Source organism: Sandaracinobacter sp. (assembly GCF_041909755.1).
Lineage (GTDB): Bacteria > Pseudomonadota > Alphaproteobacteria > Sphingomonadales > Sphingomonadaceae > Sandaracinobacteroides.
The window spans coordinates 1-9,234 of the sequence record NZ_JAYRCW010000097.1 but is presented as its reverse complement, the minus strand read 5'-3'; the positions used below and the strand labels follow the sequence as shown (position 1 = coordinate 9,234).

Annotated in this window: 7 protein-coding genes; 2 read left to right on the top strand and 5 right to left on the bottom strand. The window is 67.5% G+C overall.

Annotated features, from left to right (window positions below):
• The first annotated feature begins 140 nt into the window (after positions 1-140).
• Together ACE3O8_RS11510 and ACE3O8_RS11505 are read left to right on the top strand one after the other, a co-directional pair.
• Positions 141-2,390, top strand: a complete 2,250-nt coding sequence (locus ACE3O8_RS11510) for a TonB-dependent receptor (protein WP_374389874.1) — start codon at positions 141-143, stop codon at positions 2,388-2,390.
• 26 nt (positions 2,391-2,416) lie between these two features.
• On the top strand, positions 2,417-4,126 hold the full coding sequence (locus ACE3O8_RS11505; protein ID WP_374389872.1) for a sulfatase-like hydrolase/transferase: 1,710 nt from the start codon (positions 2,417-2,419) through the stop codon (positions 4,124-4,126).
• Positions 4,127-4,186: 60 nt separating this feature from the next.
• On the opposite strand, the gene ACE3O8_RS11500 is transcribed toward ACE3O8_RS11505, so the two are convergent.
• The 5 genes from ACE3O8_RS11500 to ACE3O8_RS11480 form a co-directional block, all read right to left on the bottom strand.
• Positions 4,187-5,476 carry an MFS transporter gene (locus ACE3O8_RS11500; RefSeq protein ID WP_374389870.1) on the bottom strand — a complete coding sequence of 430 codons (1,290 nt, stop codon included), beginning with the start codon at positions 5,474-5,476 and terminating at the stop codon, positions 4,187-4,189.
• Between the two features lie 47 nt (positions 5,477-5,523).
• Entirely contained in the window at positions 5,524-6,531 is a 1,008-nt protein-coding gene (locus tag ACE3O8_RS11495) for a DUF2891 domain-containing protein (protein WP_374389868.1), read from the bottom strand.
• A 2-nt stretch (positions 6,532-6,533) separates the two neighbouring features.
• The gene (locus tag ACE3O8_RS11490) at positions 6,534-7,499 is read right to left on the bottom strand and encodes a DUF979 domain-containing protein (protein ID WP_374389866.1); all 966 of its coding nucleotides are present in this window, start codon (positions 7,497-7,499) and stop codon (positions 6,534-6,536) included.
• Positions 7,496-8,215 (bottom strand): DUF969 domain-containing protein, encoded by a 720-nt coding sequence (locus ACE3O8_RS11485; RefSeq protein ID WP_374389864.1) that lies wholly within the window; start codon positions 8,213-8,215, stop codon positions 7,496-7,498. The genes ACE3O8_RS11490 and ACE3O8_RS11485 overlap by 4 nt, the downstream gene beginning before the upstream one ends.
• A gap of 5 nt (positions 8,216-8,220) precedes the next feature.
• Positions 8,221-9,234 (bottom strand): hydantoinase B/oxoprolinase family protein (locus tag ACE3O8_RS11480; RefSeq protein WP_374389862.1); only part of this gene is annotated, 1,014 nt, incomplete at its 5' end.

The following is a 9,234-nucleotide window of genomic DNA, read 5'->3' as shown; positions in this document are numbered from 1 at the left end:
CGCCGGGCAACAGGCGCGAAGCCCCCGGATTGCCCGCTCGTCAACGCTCGCTTCGCCAACCGCGAAGTTACCTGCCGCCTGCCTGCGCATATCCTTCCCCCCGGATGGACGGGACAAACAACAACCGACGGGGAGGACGCATGAACAGGATTTTCTGGCTGCATTCGACGGCCATACTGGTGGGGATGGGCGCGCCGCTGCACGCGCAGGAAGCGGACGCCGCCGCGCAGGCCGTTACCGCCGACCCGTTCGCGGATATCGTCGTCACCGCGCAGCGGCGCGAGGAAAGCATCCAGGACGTGCCGATCTCGATCGCGGTGCTGAACGATGCGACGGTGGCCGCCAGCGGCAACACCAACATCACCAGCCTGAACGGCCTTGTCCCCAATGTGGTGCTGCAGACGCAGGGCCTTGTCGCAAATGTGCCGATGATCGCCATCCGGGGCATGAGCAGCGCGGATCCCGACCCGAACGCCGACCCGAAGGTGAGCACCATTATCGACGGCGTCTATATCCCCTTCGTGTCCAGCACCATGCTCGACATGTTCGACATCGAGCGGGTGGAGATCCTGAAAGGGCCGCAAGGGGTGCTGTTCGGCAAGAACAACCTTGCCGGCACCATCAATGTCCTGACCAGCCGGCCCACCGAGGAATTCGGGGTCGACGCGCGCGGCACCATCGGATCCTATGGCGCGCTGCAGTTCCGGGGGCGCGTCAACAGCGGCCGGATCGGGGACGCAATTGCCGCCAAGCTGATGGTGAACATCCGCGAATATGATGGCTACAGCGAAAATGTGATCACCGGAAACCGGCTGAACGCCACCAGCGTCCGCGCGGTGCGCGGGGCGCTGAACTATGATCGCGGCGGCCCGTTCGATTCCACGCTGGTCGTCGACTGGCTGAAGCAGGACACCACCGGCCCCGCCCCGCATGTGCTGGACAATGGCGATCCCAATTGGGACAAGCTGCCCGATGAAGTGAAAGGCAATGTCCGCAAGGCGGCGGTGCTGTTCGATCCGATCGCCAACACCGAAACCTATGGCGGATCGTGGATGTCGAACCTCGATGTCGGCTTTGGCACGGTGTCGGCGGTGCTGGGCTATCGCCACCTCACCTACCTGACACGGGGGGATTTCGACGGCCTGATCACGCCCGCCCCGCAGCTGGACGTGACGCGCGACTTCACGGGCGAATCGACCAGCGGAGAGCTGCGCTATGTCTCGCCTTCCGACCAGCCGATCGATTTCGTCGCCGGGCTCTATTTCCAGTCGGACAGCTGGAGCCAGGACAACACCGTGCTGGCGAACCCGACCACCACGACCTTGTCGCAGCTGAACCAGAAGACCGAGAGCTTTGCCATTTTCGTGATGGCGAACGCACGCCCGGTGGATGGGCTGACGCTGTCGGTCGGCGCCCGCTACAGCCACGACAAGAAGGACTACACGATCGGCTCCCAGGCCTTTGTGAACGGGAACAAGACATCTTCCTTCGCGGCGGACCTGAACGCCAGCTGGGCCGAACTGACCCCGCGCTTCACTGTCGAGTACCGTTTTTCGCCGGCCGCGATGGTCTATGCGAGCTATTCCGAGGGCTACAAGGCCGGCGGGTTCAACTCGCGCGGGACCATTCCGGAAAATGTCGGGCCCTATGATCCGGAATATGTGGATGCCTATGAAATCGGCGCCAAGACCGACCTGTTCGATCGCATGCTTCGCCTGAACGTCGCCGGCTTCATCAACAAGTATCGCGACCTGCAGAGCGCCGTCACCAAGATGGGGGTGGTGCGGGCGGAGAATATCACCACCAACATCGCCGCCGCGGAAATCCGGGGTTTCGAGGCGGAGGCGGTGTTCCGCCCCTCGGGTCAATTCTCGCTGTCGGCCAACATCGCCTATCTGGATGCCAAATACACCGATTTCTGCGCCGATGTGGATGGCGTGTTCGGCAGCGCCGCCCCGCAGCCCCGCCAGTGCGGCCCGGCCGTGCCGATCCTCATCAACGGCAAGCCCAACGGCACCTACACCGTGCCGGTGGATTCGACCAATCTCGACCTCGCCAACGCCCCTGAATGGAGCGGCAGCATCTCTGCCGACTGGCGCACTCCCATCGGCCCCGGCGAACTGGGGCTGCACGGCGATGCCCGCTACACGCCGCGCTACAACACCTGGGGCCGCAGCCTGGATCCCGGCTATTACCGCGACGAGGTGGTGATCCTGAACGCCAACATCTCGTTCACCGGCCCTGACGACCGGTGGAAGATCACCTTCTATGGCCAGAATCTGACGGACGCCGAGGTCATGTCGGGCGCAACCAGCGCCGGGGCGACACCGATTTCGCAATTCTATCAGCCGCCGCGCGAGTTCGGCGTCGATTTCTCCATCAGTTTCTGAAGCATCAGCGGTCAAGGGAGCAAGGCATGGGCAAGGGTGTGGACCGGCGGACGGTTATCGGCGCGGCAGGCGCGCTGGCGTCGACGTCGCTGTCGAAGGGTGTGGCGGCCAGGGACGGCCGCAAGCTGAATGTGCTGATGGTCATCACCGATCAGGAACAGAGCGTCGCCAGTTTCCCGAAGGGATTGCTGGAGATGCTGCCCGCGCACCGCGAACTGATGGAACGCGGCATGCTGGTGGAGAACTACCATGTGCAGACCTCCCCCTGCACGCCGTCGCGCTCCACCATCCTGACGGGCCGCCACACCCAACAGACGGGCATGTTCCTGAACAGTGACAATGCGCCGAACCCCGAATTGCCGACCGACATGCCGACGCTGGGGCACATGATGCAGGCGGCTGGATATTACACCAGCTACAAGGGCAAGTGGCACATGTCCCGCATCAACTATCAACGCAACTGGAACCGCGTGCCGGGCGGAGTTTATCCCAACACCGAGCGGGCGCTCGAGAAATACGGCTTCCACGACTATGGCTTCGACGGCGAGGAACTGGGGCTGACCTGGGACGGATATCGGTCTGACATGTTCGTGGCCGGCGACGCCTCCCGCTCGATCTTCGATTTCGCCCGCCGCGACAAGGCCGGCGGCAAGCCCTGGTTCATGGTGGTGGGGCTGGTGAACCCGCACGACATCATGTTCTACGACGCGACCGGCGAGCAGGCGAAGAGCCGCCCGCACCCGGATGCGCTGGCCCCCGTGCGGCGGGAACCGGGCGATCCCATCTATGAAACCGACCTCGGCTTCGATCTGCCCGAGAGTTTCTACAAGGACGATCTGTCCACCAAGCCCGAGGCGCACCGGGCGATCCAGCGGCAGAACGACCGCTTCTTCGGCAACATGCCGCTGTCCGACATCGCCTCGTGGAAGCGCTTCCGGAACTATTACTACAACTGCCTGCGCGACGTGGACCGCCGGCTGGCCCAGCTGTTGTGGGCGCTGAAGGAAAGCGGCCAGATCGACAACACGATCATCCTCTACACGACCGATCATGGCGAACGGGCCGGCGCGCACGGGATGCGCCAGAAGGCCGGCACCATCTATCGGGAAGAATCCAATGTGCCGATGATCATCGTCCACCCCGATCACAAGGGCGGCCGCACCACCGACAAGCTGATGGGCGCGATCGACATCGCCCCCACGCTGCTGTCGCTGGCCGGCGTGCCGAAGGCGCAGGTGGCAAAGACCTATCCGGACCTGCCCGGCGTCGATGTCAGCAGCGTTCTTTCAACCCCCGGCAAGCCCACGCCGCGCGACGAACAGGGAATCCTGTTCAACTATGCGGTCGCCCACATGTGGGAACCGCTGCCCAGGGCGCCGACCGGCCCCGTGCCGCCGGCCGTGCAGATCACGGACTACAGCAAGGTCTATGATCTCTCGAAGCGGCGCCTGCACCGCGGCGTCCATGACGGCCGCTACAAGTTCGCGCGCTATTTCGCCCCGGCGCACCATCATATCCCGACGGACTGGGCGACGCTGTCGCGGCTCAACGACCTCGAACTCTATGATACGAAGGCCGACCCCAACGAGCTCGTCAATCTCGCCAACGATCCGAAACACCGCGACACGGTGCTGCGCCTGAACCGGATGACGAACGCCCTGATCCGGCGCGAGGTGGGCGTGGACGACGGCAGCTATTATCCGGGGCCGACGGAGCTGTTCAACCGGCCCGGCTGACGCGGGAAGGGCGGAGGCGGGCGCCGGCCCTGATGCGTCCGGCAGTCCCGCCCGATCCGCTCAGGGCAGCCCGATGACGGCGGCGGCCGGCGTTTCCGTCCGCCGCGCCCAGATGAGGGCGGCGAGGCTGAGGGCGCCGGCGAGGCTCAAGTACCAGCCGACGGGGGCGAGGCCGCCCTGCAGCGCCAGCGCCTGGGCGATGAGCGGGGTGAGGCCGCCGCCGATGACGCCCGCGATGTTGAACGTCATCGAAGCGCCGGTGTAGCGCACGCGCGGCGGGAACAGGCCGGGCAGCCAGGCGCCCAGCGGGCCATAGGCAAAGCCCATCGCGAACAGCAGCAGCGACAGGAACAGGAACACGCCTGCCAGCCCGCCCGCCATCAGCGGCGCGATCAGGAAGCCCAGCAGCATCACGCCGACGCAGCCGCCCGCCAGCACGCGGCGCGGATCGAAATGCACATCGGCCGCCCAGGCCGACAGATAGATGCCGGCCGCCATGAACAGGATGGCGACAAGCTGGACACCGAGGAAATCCTGCATCGCATAGCCCAGGGACTTTGTGCCCCAGCCCAGCAGGAAGGCGGTGGCGATATAATAGGTGGCGAAGCAGCAGACTGCGCCGATGGTGCCCGCGATCAGCGGGCCCCTGTGGTTGCGCAGCACCTCGCCGAGCGGCACCTTCGGGGGCGGCGCTTCCTCCAGCGCGGCCTGGAATTCCGGCGTTTCGCCCAATTTCAGGCGGATCCACAGCCCCACCGCGACAAGGGCTGCCGACAGCAGGAAGGGAATGCGCCAGCCCCAGTCGGCGAACTCCTGGGGGGTCAGCCACAGGCCCAGCAGCAGGAACAGGCCGTTGGCGACGAGGAATCCGGCGGGCGCGCCCATCTGCGGCGCGGTGCCGAAGCGCGCGCGCCAGCCGGGCGGGGAATTTTCTACCGCCAGCAGAGCCGCGCCGCCCCATTCACCGCCTAGCCCGAAGCCCTGCCCGAAGCGCAGCACGCACAGCGCGAAGGGCGCGATCCAGCCGGCCATCGCATAGGTTGGCAGGAAGGCGACCAGCGTCGTCGAAAGCCCCATGGTGAGGAGCGAGGCGACGAGCGTGGCCTTGCGGCCGATCCGGTCTCCATAATGGCCGAACACGGCCGCGCCGACGGGCCGCGCGAAGAAGGCGACGGCCAGCGTGGCAAACGACGCCAGTTGCTGAAGGCCGGGATCGCCCGGCGGGAAAAAGATCTGCCCGAACACCAGGCTGGCGGCGGTGGCGTAGATGTAGAAATCGTAGAATTCGATTCCCGTGCCGACAAAGCTTGCCCACAGCGCGCGGCGCTGGCGCGCCCTGTCCGTTTCCATCCGTCTTCCTCCCAAGGGGTGGGCTTTCGGGCAGCCGGGGCGAGCCGTCAACCGGCTTCGCAAAGCGCCAGCAGGGCGAAACTCGCCAGCCAGTGTTCGCCCATGTAATCGCCCGTCACATGCGGCAGCGCGGCCTCCAGATGCGCCTGCGCGGCCGCCGCGGCGACGGGCTGCAACGGATGGCTGGCCGGCAGGCCCGACGCGATCGCGCGCCAGCACCAGCCGCGGCTGAGGTTCAGGCCGTCGAGATGCGCGATCTTCCCGTCCGACCTGTCGCTGACGCGCGCCGGGCTCAGCAGGGTCGCCGGTTCGCCGGCGGCGATGCGCGGCAGGAAGCGATCGAACCAGCCGGCGAAATCCGCCGGCGGCAGCGCGCGACGCATCAGCTCGGCCACCATCAGCGCAGGCGACAGGAACTCGTCCTGGCAGGGCTCCCACGCCTGGCAGCCCCGGTCCTGTCCGTGCCAGCGAAGCGCGGCGGCGCGGCAGGCGGCGGCCAGCGCGGGATCATGCGCATCGGCATAATCCAGCGTCAGCCGAAGCGCGAAGGCGGTGTTGTAGTGGGTGCCGACGCGGACGGGATAGTCCGCGATCGGCAGGAAGGCGTGCAGCCGAGCGGCGAAATGCCCGGCGAGCGGCTTCAGCGCGGCAGCCCAGCGCCGCGCATCAGCTGCGTCATGCGCGGCAAGCTCTGCCTGCAGCTTCAGCAGCCAGGCCCAGCCATAGGGGCGCTCGAAGCCGCGCGAGTCCGGGCGGGCGGCATAGGCCAGTTCCGCCGCGACATTCGCATCGGTGAACAATTCGTCCGCCAGGGCGCGGATGCGGGGCGCCTCTGCGCCCGCCGGGTTCAGGCGCAGCAGGGTGAACAGGGTCCACCAGCCGTGCACGCAGCTGTGCCAATCATAGCTGCCGAAGAACAGCGGGTGCAGCCGGCGCGGTGTCTGCGCGTCTTCGGGGCCGGACAGCACATGCATCAGCATGTTGGGATATTCGCGGGTGACATGGCCGAGCGCGGCCGAAGCGAAGCGGGATGCGAGGGCGGGGGAGAGGTTCATCGTCAATGCCTGAAGGCCAGCCCATACATCAGCACCATGTTGGCGACGAGCATGAGGAGGGCGGTGGGGATCTGGGCGCGGATCACGCCGTTCAGCGGGGCGTTCCTGTCGGGCAGTTCCAGCAGGTTCGCGGGAACCACGTTGAAGTTGGCGGCCATCGGCGTCATCAGCGTGCCGCAGAAGCCGGCGAGCATGCCGATGGCGCAGACGATGGCGGGATCGCCGCCGAACGTGCCGACGAGGAAGGGCAGGCCGATCGCCGCCGTCATCACCGGAAAGGCGGCAAACGCATTGCCCATCACGATGGTGAACAGCGCCATGCCCAGGCAATAGGCGAACACCGCAAGCGCAACCGTCGTCAGCGGGATCACCATGGCGATCAGGTCGCCCACCACCTGCCCGACGTCAGCCGCCAGGAACACCGCCCCCAGCGAGGCGAGCATCTGCGGCAGGAGCGCCGCCCAGCCGATCGAATCCATCAGCCGCCGCCCTTCCTGCAGCGGGGCGAGAAGGGGCTGCCGGAACCACAGCATCGCCGTCGCCAGCGCGGCGAGGCAGCCGATCCCCAGCGCGATCAGCGTCGTCTGCACGGGCGAGATCAGCCATTGCCCGGCGGCCGTGTTCTTCGCCAGCAACGTGCCGCCCACCGCGAACAGCGGCACCATCAGCGCCGGCACGAACAGCCGGTTGCCGAAGCGGGCCGCGCCCGCCTCCCGCTCTGTCTGCCCCGTGGTTGCGGGTGCGCCGGCCCCCAGCCGGCCGGTGGCGCCGATCGCCACCAGCGCGATCACCAGCAGGCCGTTGCCGAAACCGCCCAGGTGCGACCCGAACAGCAGGGAGGCGGCAACCAGCCCCCAGAACAGGGCGCGGCGGATGCGGCCCGGCGCGCCGCGTTCTGCCAGCGCCAGCATCGCGAAGGCCGCGAACATCAGTCCGACGACGAGATAGGCATGTTCCAGCGTGATCACCGCTCGTCCTCCCCGCCGGCCGCGATATCGCGTTTCACCCGGCGATCGAACAGCAGCAGCCGCGCGCCATGCACCAGCAGCGCGACGATGGCGGTGGGGATCGCCCACAGCGAGACATGCAGCGCCTCCACCCGGATCCCGGCCTGCTCAAGGAACCCCACGATCAGCACGATGGAGCCGATGGCGATGAAGATGTCTTCCCCGAAGAAGAGGCCGATATTGTCTGTCGCGGCGGCCATGGCGCGGATGCGGAAGCGCGCCCGGCCCGGCAGGGGGCCATGTTCGGCTTCCGCCGCGCTTTCCGCCATCGGGGCGACCAGCGGCCGCACCATCTGCGGGTGGCCGCCCAGCGACACGAGGCCCAGCGCGGCGGTTGCCTGCCGCACCATGAAATAGACGAGCAGCAGCCGCCCCGCCGTCGCCGCCTTCACCTGCCGGATCAGGATGCGCGCCCGTTCCTGAAGGCCGGCGCGCTCCAGCAGGCCGATCACCGGCAGCACCAGCCAGGTGATGTGGAAATAGCGGTTCTCGTTGAAGGCCGTGCCGAAGCGGCTGACGGTGTCCACCGCCGCCGTCGCAAGCATCTGCGGCGTGGCGCCCGGCCCGACGGCCGCGAGAACGCCCGTGGTGACGGCGGCGACAAGGATGACGATCAGCGGATTGATGCGGGCGACGAACCCCGCCACCACCACGGCGACCCCCAGCAGCACCAGCATCCGCGTCAGTCCTCCTGCCCGGGCGGGCCGTATCCGCCGCCGCCCGGCGTTTCGATCTCGAAGATGTCGCCGGGGTTCAGCGTCGCCTCGGCCGTCGCACCCAGCTCCTCCACCCGGCCGTCGGCGCGGCGGATGCGGTTGCGGCCGGTCGCGGCGGGCCGGCCGCCCGCAAGCCCGAAGGGCGGCACGCGGCGGCGGTTGGAAAGAATGGCGGCGTCCATCGGTTCCAGGAAGCGGACGCGGCGGATCGTGCCGTCGCCGCCCCGCCAGCGCCCTGCCCCGCCGGAGCCGCGCCGGATCGCGAAATCCTCCAGCAAGACGGGAAAGCGGGTTTCCAGAACCTCCGGATCCGTCAGGCGGCTGTTCGTCATGTGCGTCTGCACCGCGCTCGTCCCGTCGAAGCCCGGCCCCGCGCCCGATCCGCCCGCGATGGTTTCATAATATTGGCGCGTCGCGTCACCGAAGGTGAAGTTGTTCATCGTGCCCTGCGCCGCCGCCATCACCCCCAGCGCGCCATAGAGCGCATCGACCACCGCCTGGCTGGTTTCCACATTGCCCGCCACGACCGCCGCCGGATGGCGGGGCCGCAGCATGGAGCCTTCGGGGACGATCAGGCGGATCGGCTTCAGGCAGCCTTCGTTCAGCGGGATGGCGTCGTCCACCAATGTCCGGAACACATAGAGCACGGCTGCGCGGGTGATGGAGAGCGGCGCGTTGAAATTGTTGGGCCGCTGGGCGCTGGTGCCGCTGAAATCGACGACGGCGCTGCGGCCTTGCGGATCGACCGAGATGGCGACGCGGATCACCGCGCCATCGTCCATCTCGTAGGCGAACGTGCCCGGCTTCAGCGCGGCGATGGCGCGGCGCACCGATTCCTCGGCATTGTCCTGCACATGGCCCATATAGGCCGCGACGGTTTCGCGCCCGAATTCGCGCGCCATGCGGGCCAGTTCCGCTGCGCCCCGCGCGCAGGCCGCGCCCTGCGCCATCAGATCGGCGATGTTCTGATCGATGTTGCG

Coding starts and splice junctions, on each gene's coding strand:
- ACE3O8_RS11495 (WP_374389868.1), bottom strand. CDS start 6,531: ATGAACCTCTCCCCCGCCCTCGCATCCCGCTTCGCTTCGGCCGCGCTC.
- ACE3O8_RS11485 (WP_374389864.1), bottom strand. CDS start 8,215: ATGCTGGTGCTGCTGGGGGTCGCCGTGGTGGTGGCGGGGTTCGTCGCC.
- ACE3O8_RS11505 (WP_374389872.1), top strand. CDS start 2,417: ATGGGCAAGGGTGTGGACCGGCGGACGGTTATCGGCGCGGCAGGCGCG.
- ACE3O8_RS11500 (WP_374389870.1), bottom strand. CDS start 5,476: ATGGAAACGGACAGGGCGCGCCAGCGCCGCGCGCTGTGGGCAAGCTTT.
- ACE3O8_RS11510 (WP_374389874.1), top strand. CDS start 141: ATGAACAGGATTTTCTGGCTGCATTCGACGGCCATACTGGTGGGGATG.